The 20397-nt window shown below is 42.3% G+C and carries 15 protein-coding genes; all 15 read right to left on the minus strand.

The window, feature by feature from the left end; genetic code table 11:
* Positions 1-579: 579 nt before the first annotated feature.
* A complete protein-coding gene (locus ACTNC0_RS03340; protein WP_441086350.1) occupies positions 580-1602 on the minus strand; it encodes an ABC transporter permease subunit in 1023 nt (340 codons plus the stop codon).
* Positions 1602-2657, minus strand: coding sequence for an ABC transporter permease (locus ACTNC0_RS03345; RefSeq protein WP_441086351.1), 1056 nt, complete (start codon positions 2655-2657; stop codon positions 1602-1604). Before ACTNC0_RS03345 ends, ACTNC0_RS03340 begins: the two co-directional genes overlap by 1 nt.
* Positions 2657-4177, minus strand: coding sequence for a sugar ABC transporter ATP-binding protein (locus ACTNC0_RS03350; protein ID WP_025577764.1), 1521 nt, complete (start codon positions 4175-4177; stop codon positions 2657-2659). Before ACTNC0_RS03350 ends, ACTNC0_RS03345 begins: the two co-directional genes overlap by 1 nt.
* Positions 4178-4366: 189 nt before the next feature.
* A complete protein-coding gene (locus tag ACTNC0_RS03355; protein ID WP_288547585.1) occupies positions 4367-5425 on the minus strand; it encodes an ABC transporter substrate-binding protein in 1059 nt (352 codons plus the stop codon).
* Positions 5426-5652: 227 nt separating this feature from the next.
* Positions 5653-7098, minus strand: coding sequence for a sensor histidine kinase (locus ACTNC0_RS03360; RefSeq protein ID WP_441086352.1), 1446 nt, complete (start codon positions 7096-7098; stop codon positions 5653-5655).
* Between the two features lie 3 nt (positions 7099-7101).
* Positions 7102-8748 carry a response regulator gene (locus ACTNC0_RS03365; protein ID WP_441086353.1) on the minus strand — a complete coding sequence of 549 codons (1647 nt, stop codon included), beginning with the start codon at positions 8746-8748 and terminating at the stop codon, positions 7102-7104.
* Between the two features lie 286 nt (positions 8749-9034).
* Positions 9035-10378 carry a radical SAM protein gene (locus ACTNC0_RS03370; RefSeq protein WP_441086354.1) on the minus strand — a complete coding sequence of 448 codons (1344 nt, stop codon included), beginning with the start codon at positions 10376-10378 and terminating at the stop codon, positions 9035-9037.
* Between the two features lie 174 nt (positions 10379-10552).
* Positions 10553-11134, minus strand: a complete 582-nt coding sequence (locus tag ACTNC0_RS03375) for an HdeD family acid-resistance protein (RefSeq protein ID WP_441086355.1) — start codon at positions 11132-11134, stop codon at positions 10553-10555.
* Between the two features lie 333 nt (positions 11135-11467).
* Positions 11468-12025 carry a TetR/AcrR family transcriptional regulator gene (locus ACTNC0_RS03380; RefSeq protein WP_441086356.1) on the minus strand — a complete coding sequence of 186 codons (558 nt, stop codon included), beginning with the start codon at positions 12023-12025 and terminating at the stop codon, positions 11468-11470.
* Positions 12026-12127: 102 nt separating this feature from the next.
* Positions 12128-14893: a glycoside hydrolase family 3 C-terminal domain-containing protein gene (locus tag ACTNC0_RS03385; RefSeq protein ID WP_441086357.1), complete on the minus strand. Its 2766-nt coding sequence runs from the start codon at positions 14891-14893 to the stop codon at positions 12128-12130.
* A gap of 270 nt (positions 14894-15163) precedes the next feature.
* Positions 15164-16831, minus strand: a complete 1668-nt coding sequence (locus tag ACTNC0_RS03390; protein WP_441086358.1) for an ATP-binding protein — start codon at positions 16829-16831, stop codon at positions 15164-15166.
* Positions 16832-17046: 215 nt separating this feature from the next.
* Positions 17047-17718: a phosphate signaling complex protein PhoU gene (phoU, locus tag ACTNC0_RS03395; protein ID WP_441086359.1), complete on the minus strand. Its 672-nt coding sequence runs from the start codon at positions 17716-17718 to the stop codon at positions 17047-17049.
* A 2-nt stretch (positions 17719-17720) separates the two neighbouring features.
* Positions 17721-18479, minus strand: coding sequence for a phosphate ABC transporter ATP-binding protein PstB (pstB, locus tag ACTNC0_RS03400; RefSeq protein ID WP_022381180.1), 759 nt, complete (start codon positions 18477-18479; stop codon positions 17721-17723).
* 5 nt (positions 18480-18484) lie between these two features.
* Positions 18485-19390, minus strand: coding sequence for a phosphate ABC transporter permease PstA (gene pstA / locus ACTNC0_RS03405; protein ID WP_441086360.1), 906 nt, complete (start codon positions 19388-19390; stop codon positions 18485-18487).
* Positions 19380-20237, minus strand: a complete 858-nt coding sequence (gene pstC / locus ACTNC0_RS03410; protein WP_441086361.1) for a phosphate ABC transporter permease subunit PstC — start codon at positions 20235-20237, stop codon at positions 19380-19382. The genes pstA and pstC overlap by 11 nt, the downstream gene beginning before the upstream one ends.
* Positions 20238-20397 lie beyond the last annotated feature (160 nt).

Raw genomic sequence — 20397 nt, forward strand, 5'->3', positions numbered from 1 at the left:
AGTATAGAGTAAAATCCCCCCAATATCAAGCAAACCATCATAATTCGCAGTTATAAACAGCTAAAGCACTACCATTAACAAAAACGTATTTAGGAATATTTAATGTTTTGGGAGTGTGAATGTTATAGGTCAATCGGATATTCGCAATCCGCTTTCGCTACTTGCTCATAACCGAATAACTGCTCCGCAGTTTATCAGGAGGGGCTTGTACCCCTCCTGATACAAGCAAGTCCCACCCACTGCTTATTGCTTCTCGCAATTGAAGCAGGGGACTTACTTGATTCGGTTAAATGGGACGCGCAGAAAATATTATAGTTCAGGTGCGATTTCGGGGGCTTAGTAACTCTTATTAGGTTTGGGGAATCCGCGTTATGAAGAAAAATAGCAACGTATCTGAGCAAAGTTTGCAACGGAGCGAGTTTTGCATTTTTCTTCATGCTTTTAGCGGATTTTCCAAATCTTAGAGTTACTTAGCCCCCGGAACTGAACCCACAGAGAGATACTGCTTCGCGCGTCCCTCCTGCTATAGCAAAAAACAAGCCAGAACTCTCCACGAGTCCCAGCTTGCATAATCACACCTTATTTACTTTTCTTCTTCATAGAAGCAATCACAGACTGAATAACAATAAAGAAGCAAAGCAGTACAGAAAGAATAATTCTTACCCACCAACTTGACAAAGTACCCTGAGTAGTAATCAAACTGGAAATTGTACCCTTAATCAGAACACCAAACAGAGTACCGATTGGAGTACCAACACCACCTGAAAGAAGCGTACCACCAATAACCGCTGATGAAATTGCATCCATCTCAAGACCCTTTGCCTGCTCAACGAAACCTGCACAACTGTTCAAACAGAACAGGAAGCCACCAAGGCCTGCAAGAAAACCATCCAGAACATAAGCATTAAAAATAGTTTTCTTAACATTCAGACCCATCATTAATGCACTCTGACGGCTACCGCCGATCGCATAAAGCTTACGTCCAAACTTACGATATTTCAGAAGAACCGCGATCAGAATTACAACAATCAGAGCAATCACAACTGTCGGCGGAATATAAGCCGGAATAAATTTACCCTTCTTACTGGTTGAACCAAAAGGCATATAGAAACGGTAATTTGCCCATTTCAGGAATAACTCATTCTTGATAGAAATCATATCAGTACTGATGATAGCTGTCAGACCACGTCCGAAGAACATACCTGCCAGAGTAACGATGAATGGCTGGATATCCAGATAAGCTACCAGGAATCCCTGAACAATACCAAAAGCAACACCAATAAGCAGTGCAACTAAAACTGCTGCATATGCGTTCACACCTTTGTTCTCCATAAGGTCTGCAAGAACCATACATACAAGTGCAGTAACAGAACCTACGGAAATATCAATACCACCGGTGATCATAACGATTGTAAGACCACACGCAATAACCAGAAGACCCGCATTAGATACAAACAGGTTCAGAAACATCTGAGGTTTTGCAAAACCTTTATCAGCAAAAACAATCATACCTGCAACATACATTACTACAAATAATGCGATTGTGATCAGAAGCAGGAAGCCATTTCCCGTTATTTTCTTTTTCTGTACATTTGCTTTCATTACTTCTGACCTCCTTCTGCTGCCACACTTCTTTTAGCCTTTAAGTTGGCAATATATTTCTTAAATACATCACTCTGCAGTGTAACGATGATAACAACTACGATTGCCTTATAAACAGGAAGCTGATCTGCTTTTACGTTCATCGCATAGAGTGTTGTGGTCAGAGCCTGAATAGTGTAGGCACCGATTACGGAACCGATCAGGCTGAATTTACCACCACCAAGGAAGTTTCCGCCAAGCGCAACTGCAAGGATGGCATCCATTTCCAGATTAAGACCAATGTTGTTTGCATCTGCAGAGTAGATACGGCTGGATGCCACAATTCCGGCAATACCAGCCAGCACACCGCAAATGACATAAGTGAGGAATTTGATCATTGTGGAATTTAATCCAACAAGGCGGGCTGCCTTTCCATTAATACCAACACTTTCAATGTAAAGACCAAGTGCTGTTTTCTTCAGAATCAGATAAACAATTAAAACTGTGATGATTGCAAAGAAAATAGGAGTTGGGATTGGACACTTTCCAATGTAACCACCTGCCATCTTGAAAGAATCCACACGAATATAAGTAATCTGTCCATTTGTTACAAGCTGTGCAATACCACGTCCGGCTGTATAAAGGATCAGAGTTGCAACCATTGGCTGAATATTCAGCTTGGAAACCAGAAATCCATTAAATGCACCACATAATGCAGATGCAAGAAGTGCTGCGATAACAGCCAGGATCACAGGATTCTGGTAATCATTTACAGAAACCTGTCCGCCGGAAAGAATCTGACAGCAGACAGCCGCTGCAACTGCCATAATCGCACCAACACTGATATCCTGTCCACCGGAAGCTGCTGTTACCAGTGTCATACCGATTGCAAGGATAACCAACTCTGAAGCACGGTTAATAACATCAACAATGTAACCATAGAGTACACCGTTTCGGATTGATACATTAAAGAAATCCGGTGTTCTGATCACATTCAGCAAAAGTACTGCGATCAGACACACAATAGGAAGAAACAGACGTGCACTTGTTATTTTCTTTAATTTACTCTTATTCATTATTTATCGTCACCTCCGGCAATAGCTTTCATAACTCCGCTCTGGGAAAGTTCATCCTCTTCCAGCTCCCCTACCTTCTGGCCATCACGAAGAACTGCCATACGGGAGCAGGTGCGGAGCATTTCCTCAACCTCTGAGGAGATAAATGTAACTGCCATTCCCTGATCCGCAAGATCAAGAACCAGTTTCTGAATCTCTGTCTTAGTACCGATATCAATACCTCTGGTCGGCTCATCCAGAATCAGATAATCCGGATTAGTCAGAAGCCATCTTCCAAGGATAACCTTCTGCTGGTTACCACCGGACAGACTCTTAATCGGGGTTTCACGACTTGCTGTCTTAATCTGCAGTAATTTAATATACTTATCAGCAGCATCCTCCATTTCTTTCTTGCTTAATGGATGGAACATACCGCGTTTAGCCTGGAGCGCTATAATAATATTTTCTCTTACAGAAAGATCTGCAATAATACCTTCTGCCTTTCTGTCTTCCGGAAGATATGCCATACCAAGTTTCATGGCATCCAGCGGAGTATTGATCTTTACTTCTTTTCCCTTTACTTTTAAAGTTCCTGTATCAGCTTTATCCGCCCCATAAATTGCACGAACCAATTCAGAACGTCCGGAACCCAGAAGTCCGGTAAGACCAATAACCTCACCTTTATTGATGGTAATATCAAACGGTTTGATCGTTCCCTTATGAGATAATCCTTTTGCTTCGATTACAGGTTCTGCATCTGTGATTCTCTTGTCTTTATGATCGCCTTTAATATCTGCAAGATCATCAAAATCCTTACCCATCATCTTGGCAACCAGCATTACTCTCGGAAGATCTTTCGTCTCATATTCCCCAACAAGTTCACCATTACGAAGAACTGTAATCCTGTCGCAGACTGCATATACCTGCTCAAGGAAATGCGTAACAAAGATAATACCTACACCTTCGTCACGAAGTCTTCTCATAAGTACAAACAGCTTTTCAACTTCATCATCATCCAGTGAAGATGTCGGTTCATCGAGAATCAGTACCTGGCACTTCATGTCCACTGCACGGGCAATTGCAATCATCTGCTGAATCGCAATGGAACATTCCTCCAGCATCTGTGTTGGCGGCACATGAATGTCCAGGCTCTCAAGAAGTTTTCCTGAGCGCTCATTCATCTGCTTCCAATCAATCATTCCCATCTTTCTCGGTTCTCTGCCAATAAAAAGGTTCTCAGCTACAGTCAGGTTGGGACAAAGGTTTACCTCCTGATATACTGTACTGATACCATTTGCCTGCGCTTCCTGAGGTGAGTGGTTAATAATGGCATTACTGTTTCCAGCCATATGAATCGTTCCACTTTCAAATTCATGTACACCGGTCAACACCTTGATCAGTGTTGATTTACCTGCACCATTCTCCCCCATCAGTGCGTGGATTTCACCTTTTCGAAGGGTAAAGTCCACATGGGAAAGGGCACGGACTCCTGTAAAGTTTTTGCTTATATCATGCATTTCCAATACTACATTTTGTTCCATATTCTTTCCACCTGCTTTCTATACTGGTTTACCCCTCATTCACTGAAAAGCTTCAGCAAAGCGGGTATCTGTAAATCATTTCGGCATAAAGAGAGCGTGATTCATAAATCCGGGTTTCTCCGAATTATGAACCACGCTCCGGATTATTTATATTCCTTCTATTACACTTCTATTATTTGTTGTCAAAAATTAGTATGCACGTCCGTCAATAATTTCCTGTGTGATAGGTGTAACTGCATATTCGCCCTCTTCGTCAAGGCTGTTTACAGCTGTAACTTTATCTACTGTGTCATCAGCTGCGAAGATTTCTTCGTCTACATAGTTAAGTTTCTGAACTTCCTCACCAGCTTCAAGAGCTTTGATCAGTTCTTCTGCACGTGGTCCGTGTAATGGGTTACACTCAACATCGCATGTAATCTTGCCGGCTAATGTGTCTGTTAAGCCTGCATTTGTTGTATCAAAAGAAATAACCATGATTTCACCGTTTGCGATATCAGATCCTACTGTTTTACCAGCTGCTTCGATAGCATCAATAGCACCGAATGCTTCGTTATCGTTCTCGCAGTATACAACGTTAATATTGTCATACTGTTTCAGCATGGACTCCATAACTTCCTGTCCTTTAGCCTGTGTGAATTCACCGGACTGCTGAGCAAGTAAGTTCCATCCATAGTTGTCAACACCTTCTTCAAGACCTTTGGAACGTCCAATCTGAGCTGTAGATCCGATTGTACCCTGGATATCAACGATGTTAACATCTTTTGCATCGATTCCCTTAGCTGTTGTGTATGCATTCAGCCATTCAGCTGCTTTTCTTCCTTCGAGTAAGGAGTCAGTTCCGATCCATGTTGTATATAAGCTGTCATCAGATACATCAACCATACGGTCTACGATGATTACAGGAATATCAGCATCTTTAGCTTCCTGAAGAACTGTATCCCAACCTGTCTCTGTTACAGGAGCTAAAAGAATGTAATCAACTTCCTGCTGGATGAAGTTACGGATTGCTGTTAACTGGTTTTCCTGTTTCTGCTGTGCATCGTCGAAGATTAATTCATATCCGTTCTCTTCGCTGAATGTGGATTTCATGGATTCTGTATTAGCTGTACGCCAGTCAGATTCAGCACCTACCTGTGAGAAACCAACTGTGATTGTGTCGTCCGCTGCTGCTACACCCACTGCCGGAACAACGCTCATACCGCATACCATTGTTGCTGTTAATAAAGCTGACACGATTTTTTTCTTCATTTTGTAAATCCTCCCGATTCATTTAAGATGTCTTTATTATAGTAAAAATCCAGGAAAATTCCATAGAATATTTTCTGCAAAAAGTTTATTCTTCTATCATATTTTGTTCATAATTTATACAAAGTTTGTTTTTTTATTGCGGAAGTTGGATTTTTTATTGGCATTCTAAATACAGAATTGATTGTTTTACCCGATTTTATATTCATATTGCATAACTCAACATTATCTCACTTATTAAGGTTAATCTTCTTCGCCATATACACTTCCATCACTGTCCCCTCGCCTTCTGTCGAGGAAATCTTCAGTCCATAACCAGGTCCATAATAAAGCTTGATTCTCTCCGAAACCGCAGCAAGTCCAAATCCCGCTCTCTCACCAGTGCGGATTGCCTCCTGTACTTCATGAAGACGCTCCGGCGTCATTCCCTGTCCATTATCTGTAACCCTGAGCATCATATTATCCTCATCCAGGTCAAATCCCTCGATAAGAATCTTACCTTTTCCACGCTTATTCTTAATTCCATGATAAAGCGCATTCTCCGCAAGAGGCTGCAAAGTAAGCTTCGGTATCATAACACCATCCAGTTCCGGCGGAATATTAATCTCAAACTCCATAATATCCCTATATCTGGATTGTTGAATCTCCAGATAACTCAATGTATGACGCTCTTCCTCAGACAACGGAATAATATCATTTCCCTTAGAAAGAGAAGTCCGAAAAAAAACAGACAGACTTGTGATCATATCCACCGCATCCTGCTGCATTCCCCCCTCTACCAGCCACACAATCGTATCCAGCGTATTATATAAGAAATGCGGATTCACCTGCGCCTGAAGCAGCTGCAGTTCTGTCAGATGCTGCGCATCCTGCTCCTTGCGCACATTTTCCAGAAGCCCCTCGATTCTTCCCGCCATCTTTCTGGTACCTGCATCCAGTTCCTGAATCTCGACATAATCGGCTGGTACGGTATTAATTGTCTTATATTCCCCCTTTCCTACCTTCTTAATATTATAAAGAATCTCAGAAATCGGCTTGGTAATACTATAAGTCAGCCGGAAAGAACGCCGCAGCAGAATACAAGTCGTAACAAAAATTACTGCACACATCGTCAAAAGCGTCAGCCGGACATTTCCCGCAAGCTGTAACTCCACCTGCACCAGCTGAGTTGCTTCCTGATAAATATAATTCTGCATCTCTTTCTCAAAAAGCGTCGTCAGAATTTCCGTATTATTCGCCATAAATTCCTGTCGCTGCTGATAATCCTTGATATCAAGAAGCTGATTCATCCGCTTCTGAAGATTTTTCAGATAATTCGTCAGATATTTAAGAGAACATAAACTCTCTTCTTTCTTTGTAGTTTTTTTCAGCTTTTCTACGGTATCGATTGCTCTCTTAACCTGCTCTATCGGAAGCCCGTCTTTTCCCTTTCGTCCAATCGTCACATAGTAGATATCCATATCTACCTCATCTTTAAAACTCATATCATTATTGGAATTCTTATAATTCGCATTATATTCCGCACTGACTGCCAGATTATTGGATAATTGATTATATTCATTTGTATAATGCCAGAAAAAAAGAAGAAGCACTATGATCAGGATTGCCATAGGGATCATAGTGCTCAGAAGCATACACTTCATCTTAGTTTCCAGCTTTTCCTGCTTTTGCCTCATGAATCAGACTTCCCCTCTCGTTTTACGATATTCACTCGGAGTCATCTTCTGCGTCTTCTTAAAAAGATAACTGAAATAATGCGCATCCTTATATCCTACTTCTCCCGCAATCTCGCTCGAACGTTTCGCCGTGCAGCGAAGCAATTCCTTCGCCTTACTCATACGCAGAGAAGTCAGATACTCAATAAAAGTCTGCCCCATATTCTGGCTGAACAACGCACTGAAATGATTCGCACTGACATTCGCCACATGCGCAACCTTATTCAGAGAAATCTCCTCATCCATATAATGTCCGTCAATAAAATCCACCGCCTGCTTCAAAACATTCCGATTCTGATTACCGGCATTCTCATCCCGAATCGCAATTGCCCTCTTAAGAATATCCTCCGCATAAGCAATAGACGCCTCCGTAGACTGACTGGTCTTCTCCACAATATCATCCGTCTCTTCCCTGGATAACTCCGTATCGTCATACCCCATCTTTTTCAAAAACGACAGCACCGAAAAACGAATATTCAAAGCCACATAATTACGGAACACCAAAGACTCCATAGGTTCCTGTCCGATCGCATGGAAATAATCATGCGCAAAACTGCACACTTCCTCCTCCAGACCACTGCTCAAAAACTTCTGCAAAATCTCCGGATTCAACGCATTGACATTCACACTCTTCAACTGAACCGCCTCCGTCTTCGACGAATCCGCAGAATTTTCCCGCACTTGTTCAAGCATACTATAATAAAGAATATGATCATCATAAAGATAACGAAACGCATACGCCCTCGTCGCAGTATGATAACTCTGCTTAATCTTACTCAGACGATCTGCCTCTTCCCCTACGGCAATAAACCAGTCCACATTCTTACTGCTCTCTTCCATAATCCTCTGAACAGCTTCCACACACTCTCTGGTATTAGCCTCAATACTATCCCTCTGCCCCTTGACAAGAATCGCATAACTAAACACCTGATGCCTGAAAAGCATAGCCACCGGATGACTCAGAAAATAATTCTCAATCTTCTTATGAACCTCTGCCTCCCAATCCGAATACCCCTCCGACAAATTACTGCTGCTGTCAGAAATATCCGGGCTGAAAATCAAAATATTATAAGCCTCCGCCACAATATCCAGATTCAGACGATCCGCCCTCTGATAAACCTCCTCCAGATCCGAATCCGCCCTCACCAGCGATTCAAAAAAATCCCTGCTCGCATTCCTTTCATACTCCTGCATCTCCAGACGAAACTTCTCATAATACTCCATCTGCGTCTTCTCATGCTCATAACGGTCATGAATCTCCTGCAGACGCTCAATAAACGCATTCTTCGTAATCGGCTTCAAAAGATAATCCTCAACCCCGATACTAATCGCCTGCTTCGCATAATTAAAATCATCATACCCTCTAAGAATCACAATCTTAATATTCGGCAGCTCCTTCTTCACCAACTTACAAAGCGTCAGCCCGTCCATAAACGGCATCTTAATATCCGTAATCAAAAGATCCGGCTTACTCTTCAAAATCAAAGGCAACGCCATCTCCCCATCCGAAGCCTCCCCCGCAAGCTCAAACCCATACTGCTCCCAGTGAATCATCTTCTTAATCATCTCCCTGATCACAACCTCATCCTCTACCAAAAACGTCTTTAACATCTAATCAAACTCCTCCTCAAAACTCACGCGCCCATCTAATTCACTAAAATATGATAATGATATAACTTTAATACATGTTGCCCCATCAGGCAAGTTATTTTTCACCAATACACCCCACCGCCACTTTTCCCACAGAGAGATGCTGCTTCGCGCGTCCCCTTCCGAAAAAAAGGCACAAAAAGCCTCTTGTCCAGACAGGGGGTGACCAGACAAGAGGCTTTTCTACAGCTATATAGTTATATTTCAGGTTAACATTTTTTAATAAATAAGTTTACATCATACCCTTCTATTTGGTATGAAATAATTCCTCCGCCTTCGGTTTCCAATGCTCTGCATAAGCATCACACTTCGCACAAAGATGCTCCACAGACTCCGGAGACTGCAAATCTGTAGACTTCGCACCGGATTCTTCAACCATCTTACGAAGCTTCTGAGGATTCTCAAGCATCGGGCATGGACGAAGCATATTTTCATTAAATGGCTGACCATCATGATATGCCATGAAAATCGGGCTCTTCAATGCTTCCAGCAGAGTATTTTCATAAATATTTGCATTAGAATAATGGATAAACACACATGGGTCTACATCACCATTCGCATTGATATGAAGGTAACGTCTTCCTCCTGCAATACATCCGCCAACATACTGTGCATCATTCTGGAAATCCATGCTGAAGATTGCCTTTGTAGAACGATACTCTCTGATCTTGTGATACATCTTTTCACGCTGCTGCGGATTCGGCATTAACTCTACCACTGCATCATTACCTGTCGGCATGTAATGGAAGAACCATACGAACAGAGCGCCACAGTCAATCATATGGTCAAAATATTCCTCACTGCTTACACTGTCTACGTTTGCAGAAGTATAGCAAGTAGATACACCAAACGGAAGTTTATGTGATTTCAGAAGTTCCATCGCATGCATAACCTTCTGATATACACCATCTCCACGACGACCATCATTTGCTTCCTCAGAACCTTCCAGACTGATTGCCGGTACGAAGTTCTTCACACGAAGCATTTCCTGACAGAACTCTTCATCGATCAGAGTACCATTTGTAAAGGAAAGGAACTCACAATCCGGATATTTCTCACAGATACGGATTAGGTCTTTCTTACGAACCAGAGGTTCTCCACCTGTATATATGTACATATAAGTTCCGAGTTTTCTTCCCTGCTCTACGATAGAACAGATGGTATCAAAATCAAGATTCAGCTTGTGACCATATTCAGCTGCCCAGCATCCTGTGCAGTGCAGATTACAGGCACTTGTAGGGTCAAGCAAAATAGCCCACGGAACATTACAGTTGTTTGCCTCCGCCGTTTCCTCCTGTAATGCACTTCCCTTTAAGCTGGCATTGATAATAAAGTTTGTAAAGAACGCCTCACGTACACCCGGATCCAGATCATAAATTCTGAGAATCAGTTTATACCAGTTGCTGTTTTTGTCATGGATTGCATTACGGATCGCATTTCTCTGTGCCTCATACCAGCCATCCGGTACTACTTTATCTACAAGTTCCATCAACTTCGGTATATTTACTTCTGGATCCTTCTCCAGATAACCCAGACCTGTTTTAACTGCTGCTACAAGTGCAGCCTGTTTTGCTTTGTCCATTAACTTCATGTGGTTACTCCTCCTTGTTGTAATGTAATATATCTCAACACCGGTGCTTCGTATAATAATTCCTGCCATATTGGACATTTTTTATTTACGCTGTACCAGCATAATTTTTATTTCTGACTACCAATAAGATTTTTTTTGCTTTCAACAACGTACGTATCTGTCTCTCTATCTTATTCAATACTCATCCATATCTATGATATCCTGCTTCTGATTTTTAATAATTTTTACAGTGTAGATTGCCACACACAGATTCAGAATACCTTCAAATAAAAGCGCAACTCCTACCAGAACCATCATTACCTCTGCTGCCTCAAACGGTCTCACCAGAAGCAGTAATCCCAAAACTCCCGTAAGAATTGCCACCAGCAAAATTCTCCACCAGAGACTCAGTCCAAACTTCTTTGCATCTATAGATATCTGAATCTTAAACAGCGCATCCGCAAGTATCAGGATTCCAAATATTCCAAATATCAGATTCACTACTACATCCCTGCGTATAATAATAATGACACCAACTGCTGCCAACAGTACACCAAAGGCAAGATCAAACTGAAATGCCAGACAGTAAAAATCTTTAGAAAAATATCCCATCATCTTTATAACGCCATATGCGATAAACATAATTCCTACTGCCGTACAAAATACTGCCATCGAACAATCTGGCCATATAATCAGACAGATACCCAGAATCATAAACAGGACAGACATGAGAATATATCCGTTCTTCGCTAATTTTAACTGTTTCATTGCATTCATCCTACCTCTCCTCCTTCCTGAATTATCAGGCTGAATGTTCATCTCAGCCTCTTTGTTTTTCCCTCTTTCTGGCTGTTATTATAACTGTGATATTTTTAACAATAAATAGACAAAAAAAAGCCCATGTCCAAAAATCAGACATGAGCTTGATTTTGTATAATATAAATCTTGCAGAATATTTTTTCAATTTCGAGACATAATGACAAACACAATAATTAATGCTCATCCAAAGCTCCTGTTCATGACGCACGGCAAAGATATCTGACGCAGGACTTCACGCTCTGATGGATTTGATTAATTACAGTATTTATAGTTCCAAAATTGACCAAAATATTAACTTGTTTTATTAAGAATCAAAGTCAGCTCTGGATGACGGTTCATCAGCTCAACTGCCTGGCGCATTTCAACTCCCAGATCATCCTCCAGCGCATTATTCAGCCACTCCATCAGAATTCCTATAAACAGACATTTGTAATATTTGATAAGAATACTGATCTCATCTCTGTTCAAATCAAATTTATCCAGATTCTTCTCAAAATATTCCGTAATAATATAGGTAGCAATCTCGTTCATATAAACAAGAAATGTATCTCTTTTTACTGATTTATAAACGTTCAGCATCAGCTTCCGATTATCCCTGATCAAAGAAGCCATCTCCTCCATACACTCCAGGATTGACGTTTTCTCCTGTGGTGCTTCCAGAATCTCATCCCACTTCTTCTTCAGAATAAACTCAACGACATCCGGAATATCCCGGAAATGATAATAAAAAGTATTCCTGTTTACTCCGCATCGCTCCACAATATCCTTGACCGTTATCTTAGCCATGGATTTCTCTTCAAGTAATTCTGTAAAAGTCCTCGCAATTATTTCCTTTGTAAAACCAGACATATTATCTTTTCCTCATCACACTTATAATTTTCAACGGGTTTTTGAGTATTTTCATATTATGCCATAAAGGATTTTATTTTTCAAGCTTTCCGCGAATTGGTCTTACCTATTTGGAGTCAGCACAATTTTCTCAATTTCGAGGTTATCCGCACCATAATAAAATTTGATATAGTGATTATGACCAAATCCCATATTCAGGATGCGGCTTTCTTCTACCCATTTTCCATTGGTCCCCTGTACTGAAACAGTCATCTTATGAATATTATCCAAAAATACAGAAACTGGAAGCTGAGCCAGCTCACCAAGATCAGATTTCAAAGTAAACTTCATTGTGAAATCACCCATGAACTCGTTAGTCACAGCAATCACATCTGCCTTTCCCTTTGCAGGATGTAATAATGCACCGTCAATTACAATTTTCTGTGTCACCGAATCACTTTCAATACTTACCAGACTTCCGGCATCCACATCGTCCTCTTCCTTTGTATTCATAGCCTCCAGTTCTTCTTTACATATTCTGTCTGTCAACAATAAAACAGAAGGACTTTTTAACAGAAATCCCAGGATATTGGCAGCATTCCTCTGCAATTCTCCCACAGTAATTTTTCCTGCATGAAGCATTTCCTCCAGATCGTCATTCTCCGGATTGGACTTCGCATCACTCACTACCATATAAATATCATTCTGGGCAGCTACCATAGGAGCTTTCGCAGTTACCTCTGCCTGATGACCCTCATAATTGGACTTCGCCCACCAGTCAGTCATGACAATACCCTGAAATCCCCACTCTTTTCTCAGAATGGTTGTACACAGATCATAGCTACCTGCAGTCCAGAGCCCGTTCACGCTTCCATAAGTCGTCATCACAGAACGCGCACCGCCCTCTTTTACCGCAATCTCAAAACCTTTCAGATAAATCTCACGCAAAGCTCTCTCAGAGATCACAGAGTCCGAAGTACTTCTTCCAACCTCCTGATTATTACCACAGAAATGCTTGATCGTACTTCCGATTCCAGACTTCGCCATAGCCTTCACCTGAGCTGCACAAATCCTGCCTGTAAGAATCGGATCCTCAGAAATATACTCAAAATTACGTCCGTTCAATGGATTTCTGTGAATATTCATACCCGGTCCAAGAAGAGAATCAATCTTATTCAGGCGGAGTTCCTTACCCGTCATCTCATACAATGCACCCACAAGCTCCACATTAAAAGTACAGCCAAGAGAAGTTCCATTCGGCAGTGAAAACGCCTTCGTACCACAATCCATACGAATACCGGACGGACCATCCGAACAACATCCAACCGGAATTCCAAGCGCAGTCAGGCCATCTGTCACTCCGCCAAAAGCAGCCGCCGTTCCCGCAGTAACCTTCGGGCTACACATACCCTCACCCCGGAACATCGCGATCAGATCCTCCTCACTAATCTGCGCAACAAACTCCTCCATGGAAACCTTCTTATCCAGCACATCCACCAGCTTATATCCCTTATCGCCTGTATAGACATAAGTTTCCGGCATCTCATTCGCCCTACGCTCCTGAGGATCAATCGTACGGACCGGCACATCCTCAGTCACCGCCTGATAAGTCCCATCCGGCAATAAAACAGCCTTCATCCTCTGAAACTTCTCAACCGGCGCATAAGCCTCCTCAAGCTCCTCAATCACCCGGAACTCTTCCTCATAACATCCGACAGACACCGCACTTCTCACATCACTGCCGACAAAAATCTCATAACATCCCTCTTCCAGAACATAACAAGACTTATGCCCTGTCACACCGCTGTCATCATAAGAAGCCATATCATACTTCGGAATAACAATACAAATCTCTTCCTGCTCTCCAGGTGCCAGATCCTTCGTCTTCGCAAACCCAATCAGCTTCCTGGCCGGATTTCCCAGTTTCCCCTGCGGAACCTTCACATAAACCTGAACAACCTCTTTCCCCCTTACCTCACCGGTATTAGAAACCGTCGCAGACACCGTAATCTCATCCCCGGTATTCTTAAGAATCTCCGCTCTCGTCTCAAAAGTCGTATAAGACAGCCCATACCCAAACGGATAAAGCACCTTATCCTTCGCAAACGTCTCAAAATAACGATATCCGACATAAATATCTTCCTTATAATAATTTTTAAACGGATCCCCGAAATTCTCAGTAGATGGATAATCCTTAATATCAGCAGCAATCGTATCCGTCAGCTTACCACACGCACAAGCCTTACCAGTCAGCACATCAGCAACACCATTTCCACCTTCCTGGCCACCCTGCCATACATACAGAACAGCCTGCGGATGATACTTCTGCACCCAGCTCATATCAATAATATTACCAACATTAAGCACAACAACCGTACGCTTACTCACCTCACAGACACGACGGATCATATCCTCCTCCGTCTCCGTCAGACAATAACTGCCAGCCTTCGCATTATTATCCTGATCCTCACCCGCAGTTCTGCCAATAACAACCAAAGAAACATCATCCCTGCGCGCACAGTCAAGCATCTCCTCTGTCACATCCATCTCCTTCTGACACCAAGGCACACGCCCCCAACCCTGACCTTCATCATAAGGATTCTCCATAATCCAATCCTCATAAATCCCCATCAGCTTCTCATCCAGATGAACCCCTTTACACTCCTTCAAAGCATCCAGAATCCCCACGACATACCTCGTATTCACCAAACCACCAGAGCCAAGCCCACTCTTATAATAATGAAACGCCATACGTCCAAAAACAGCAACCCTCTCCCCATCTCTCAACGGAAGCGCCTGTCCCTCATTCTCCAGCAACACACACCCCTCAGCCACAGCCTCCCTGGCCAAAACAGCATACTTCTCCAAATCCAGCTTATAACTATTCATAACATCTATTTCCTTTCTCCACAAAAGCCATCACACCCCCTTGTGCAACCTCAACCACTGCAATGGCATTCCCAATGACCTTTCAAAATATTTTCCATTTCCCATCTTATCAGAAAACCCTCCCATTGGAAATACCAAATATTTACAGGAAAATAACCCACCAACTAAAAAAGAATGTTACCAACCACCCTTAAAGCAAGTAACATCCTCTATTCAAAAAAACCACCACAACCAGTTCCCAGCGCGAAGCAGCACACTAGTAATATCCAATTATTCTCTATGCACCTTCGGAAACTTCATACAGATTTCGGTTCCACTCCCCACCTCACTTCCAAGTCCAACACTACCATCCAAAGTACTAACCGCATGCTTCACAATCGAAAGCCCCAATCCAGTGCCCCCAATCTCCTTAGAATGACTCTTATCCACCCGGTAGAATCTCTCAAACACCCGATCCTGATCTTCCCTCGGAATTCCAATCCCCGTATCCTTAACCACAATCTGCACCTCCTGTGCCGTCTGCTCCAGAAAGATACTCACACTACCATCATTCCTGTTATACTTAATCGCATTATCACAAACATTATAAACAGCCTCCTCCAGAAGAGTCCTGATTGCCTCCATCTTCATCGACTCTCCACAGATATAAAGATGCACATTCATCTTATATGCTTTCTCCTTCAGACTGTCAAACGCACTCTTACAAACCTGATAAACATCCACCGGCTCCCATACATAAGGCGTCTTCTCCTCATCAAGCTGTGAAATCTGGATCACATCCTCCACAAGCTGAAGCAGTCTCTGAGATTCTTTATAGATACGCCCCGCAAACTTTGGAATATCCTCATTCTTCACCAGACCACCCTGCATAATCTCCGCAAATCCTGAAATAGAAGTCAGCGGTGTCTTCAGCTCATGAGAGACATTTGCGGAAAATTCTCTTCGCAGACTCTCTCTCTCAAGCTTTTCCGTTACATTGACAAGCAACACTACCGCACCTTCGGTTTTCTTATCCCGTATAACAGGATTAGCGATCAACTGAATATCACTTCCATTTAATTTCAGTACCAGTTCCGTATGTTCTCCACTAAGCACCTGCTCAATGGCATGTCTGAATTCTTCCTCACGATCCAGACAATAAACACTTTCTCCCTGACACACCCTGTCCATATGAAACAGATTCCATGCACTGGAATTTGCAGAAAGGATCATAGTATATTTATCAATCACGATCAACCCTTCCTGCATATTCTCTGTGATAAGAGAGAACTCTTCCTGCTGCTGTTTCGCCAGTTCCAGTTGATTCTGAATTTCCCGGTTCTGCCTATGTATCTTACTTAAAAGAGGAGAAAGTTCTTCATAAATCTGATTTTCTTCCGGACTTTCAAGATCCAGCTCATTGATTGGTTTCACAATTCGTTTCGATATCACAGATGCCATAATTCCTGATAAAATCAACATCAGACATAAAAGCCCGCATAAAGGAAATATAAGATTTTCAACCAGTGCCAGTACCGAATCCTGCGTACCGGAAACTCTCAGTACCGTACCATCTTTCAGACGCAGTGCATAATAAATGGTTTTCTCAGAAAGTGTGTCCGAATATCTCGAAGATTCTCCTGCACCATATTTCTCTGCCTTCTGAAACTCAGTTCTGTCACTGTGATTTTTCATCTCAGAAACATCTGCTTCATTATCAAACAGTACCGTTCCGTCCTGATCAATATAAGTAATTCTTGCACTTTTATCCTTAATATTTTTAAGATAATCCAATCCCTGCTGCTCCACACCATATGCCAGATAAGCAGCTTCCTTAGACAGCTCTTTCCGCATCTGTCCGTCAAAATTGCTGTAAAGGATTCCCATTACAGCAGCCAGCCCCACAGCCAGAACCAATGCACATACAAACATTATAGATTTAAAGATTTTTTTTGTCACTTCTCTTCACTTCCCCTTTTTATTTAATACCTCAGGCAGATATCACTGCTCTTAGATTTGCTGCTCATCCTCGCGAAGCGTTTATCTCAGTCAGAAATCAGCCTCCGACTGAGATAAATAATAACTCAAATATCCGCAAACGGTTCCCGCCTGCGGATATAAAAAGCCCTGCTCCCAAATAATTATATTCAAAATCAGAAACTTTCTCTGTTCAATTAATTATTCAGATAATCCTGATGCTCATTATTTCTGTGCTGTCCTGTGATGGAATATTCTACCCATTCAGCAATATTCACTGCATGATCGCCAATACGTTCAAAGTACTTTGCAGTCATAAGAAGATCCAGCCCTGTCTTGGCATCCAGATTTCCTCCGTAGATCATATCTGCAAGCTTCTCTTTGATCTCGTTAAACGCATCGTCCACCACATCATCTCTGTCAATGACATTTCTACACAGCTCCAGATCACTCTTTACAAAAGCATCCACACTCTCAGTTACCATACGCACAGTGTCCTCCGCCATCTGTGTGATAGTCTCCGGAATCGCAGTGATATTCTTTGCAACATACAGGGACAGATCTGCAATATCTGCTGCCTGGTCACCAATACGTTCCATATCAGAAACCATCTTCAATGCTGCAGATATCTCTCTTAAATCTCTTGCAACCGGATGCTGATGAAGCAGAAGACTCAGGCACAGATTCTCAATCTCTCTTTCCTTGGCATCAATATCTCTGTCCGTTTCAAAAACCTGACGGGCAATCTCTTCATTCTGCACCTTCTGGATTGCCTTTGCAGAGAATGAAATTGCTTTCTCACAATAGCTTCCCAATGTGATAAGCTGAACGTGCAGTTCTTCCAGTTGTCTTTCGAAATACTTTGACATAATCAACCAAACCTTCCTGTAATGTAATCCTCTGTACGCTTATCAGAAGGCATAGAGAACAGTTTATCAGTATCATCAAACTCAACCACCTCTCCCAGAAGGAAGAATGCTGTTTTATCCGAAATGCGTGTGGCCTGCTGCATATTATGAGTTACCATAACAATGGTATAATCCTTCTTTAACTCCATCGCCAGCTCCTCGATCTTGGAAGTTGAGATAGGGTCAAGTGCGGATGTAGGCTCATCCATCAGAAGTACCTCTGGCTGAACTGCCAGTGCTCTGGCAATGCAAAGTCTCTGTTGCTGACCACCGGACATACCCAGTGCGCTTTTCTTTAATCTGTCTTTTACTTCATCCCAGATTGCCGCATCGCGGAGAGATTTTTCTACAATATCATCCAGCTTAGACTTGGAACGGATTCCATGTGTTCTTGGTCCATATGCAATGTTATCATAAATACTCATAGGGAAAGGATTAGGCTTCTGGAATACCATTCCCACTCTTTTTCTCAGAAGATTCACATCCATATCTCCGTAAATATCTTCACCGTCAAGCTGTACCTTACCGGTGATCACACATCCCTCAACCAGGTCATTCATACGATTTAAAGATTTCAGAAGTGTAGATTTACCACAGCCACTCGGCCCGATAAAAGCTGTGATTTCTTTCTCCGGAATTGCCATGTTTATATTCTTCAGCGCATGGAACTTTCCGTAATGTAAGTTCATATTTTCAACTGTTATTTTTTCATTTCCACTCATTTTTCTTATCCTTTCGCAATTCGTTTGGCAACTGCTCCGGACAGGAAATTGATTACAAGAACAAATGCCAGAATAACAACTGCTGTCGCAGATGCCTGATTCATATGAAGACCTTCACCTGACAGCACATACATATGAAGTGCCAGTGTACGTCCGGAACCCATCAGATTCTTCGGTACCTCTGCAACTGTACCTGCTGTATAGATCAGGGCTGCTGTCTCACCGATCACACGTCCGATGGCCAGGATCACACCTGCCAGAATGCCAGGTACTGCTGACGGCAGAACAATGGTGAAGATGGTACGAAGTTTACCCGCTCCAAGCCCGAAGCTAGCTTCACGATAAGAGTCAGGAACAGATTTCAGGGCTTCTTCCGCAGTACGCATGATCAGAGGAAGAATCATGATCACCAGTGTAAAAGCACCGGACAGAAGGGAAAGTCCCCAATGCAGTGCTGTTACGAAAAACAGCATACCGAAAAGACCATATACAATAGAAGGAATTCCTGAAAGTGTTTCTGCTGTAATACGGATCACATTTACAAGCTTACTTCCTTTTTTCGCATATTCTACCAGATAGATGGCTGCAAAGATTCCCAGCGGTGCTGCGATCACAAGTGAAACAACCGTCAGGATGAATGTGTTGATCAGAGAAGGAAGTAAGGAAAGATTCTCTGAATTATAAGTTAAACTGAACAAGTCTGTTGACAGATACGGTACACCCTTGACCAGAATATATCCGATCAGAAAGAACAGTAATGCAAATGTCAGGACTGCTCCTAAAAGGGTAAGCAATGCAAGAACACCTGAGCCCGGATGCTTAATATATGCCTTCATCCGATCTGAGAAAGAAGACTCATTCTGCTTTTTTTCTTTGGACAAATCAATTGCCGCTGCTGTATCAATTTGCATGTTCTGCCCTCCTGTTCAGTAAAGAAAGACTCAGGTTAATGATAAGGATAAAGATAAATAACACTACTGCTGTTGCAATAAGTGCCTCCCTGTGAAGACCTGTTGCATAACCCATCTCAGTAACAATGTTTGCAGTCATAGTACGGACACCTTTCAGGATTCCCTGTGGCATTCTCGGCTGGTTACCTGCAACCATTACAACCGCCATTGTTTCACCGATCGCACGACCGATTCCAAGTACTACTGCTGCCAGAATACCTGATTTTGCTGCCGGAAGCATGACAAAAAAGATGCTTCTCTCCTTGGTTGCTCCCAGTGCCAGTGAACCTTCGTAATAACTCTCAGGTACGCTGCGGATCGCAGATTCCGTAACTCCGATGATAGTCGGAAGGATCATCATTCCAAGCAGAATACAGGCTGCCAGCATACTGGTTCCTGTTCCGCCGAAAATCTGTCTGATCAGAGGAACAATAAGAATCAGGCCAAAGAAACCATATACAATAGAAGGTACACCTGCCATCAATTCAATTCCTGATTTCAATGGTCTGTAAATTTTCTTCGGACAATAACGTGCCATAAAAACAGAAGTAAACAACGCAATCGGAACACCCAGAAGAATGGCACCTGCAGTTACATAGATACTTGCTACGATCATTGGAAGGATTCCAAAAATATCATTTGACGGCTTCCACTTTGTTCCCAGCAGGAACTTCAGCGGACCGATTTTCCCGATAGCCGGGACACCATTTGCAAACAGAAATGCACAGATCAGAAACACTGCCAGCACTGAAGTACAGGCTGCGATCAGAAATACACATTTCATTGCTTTTTCTTTAAAGTGGTTCATTCATTACACCTTTCTTTCCTTGTATCAAAAATCATAACCTGTCACTTCTACAGTAATTCTTAAAATATGATTTTCGACATACAAACAGCCCGCCTGCTGTATTATTTCATTCACAGGCGAACTGCTCTGAAACTAAATCTGTTACATATATCATATCTAC

Source organism: Blautia sp. HCP3S3_B11 (genome assembly GCF_052064435.1).
Classification (GTDB): Bacteria; Bacillota; Clostridia; order Lachnospirales; family Lachnospiraceae; genus Blautia_A.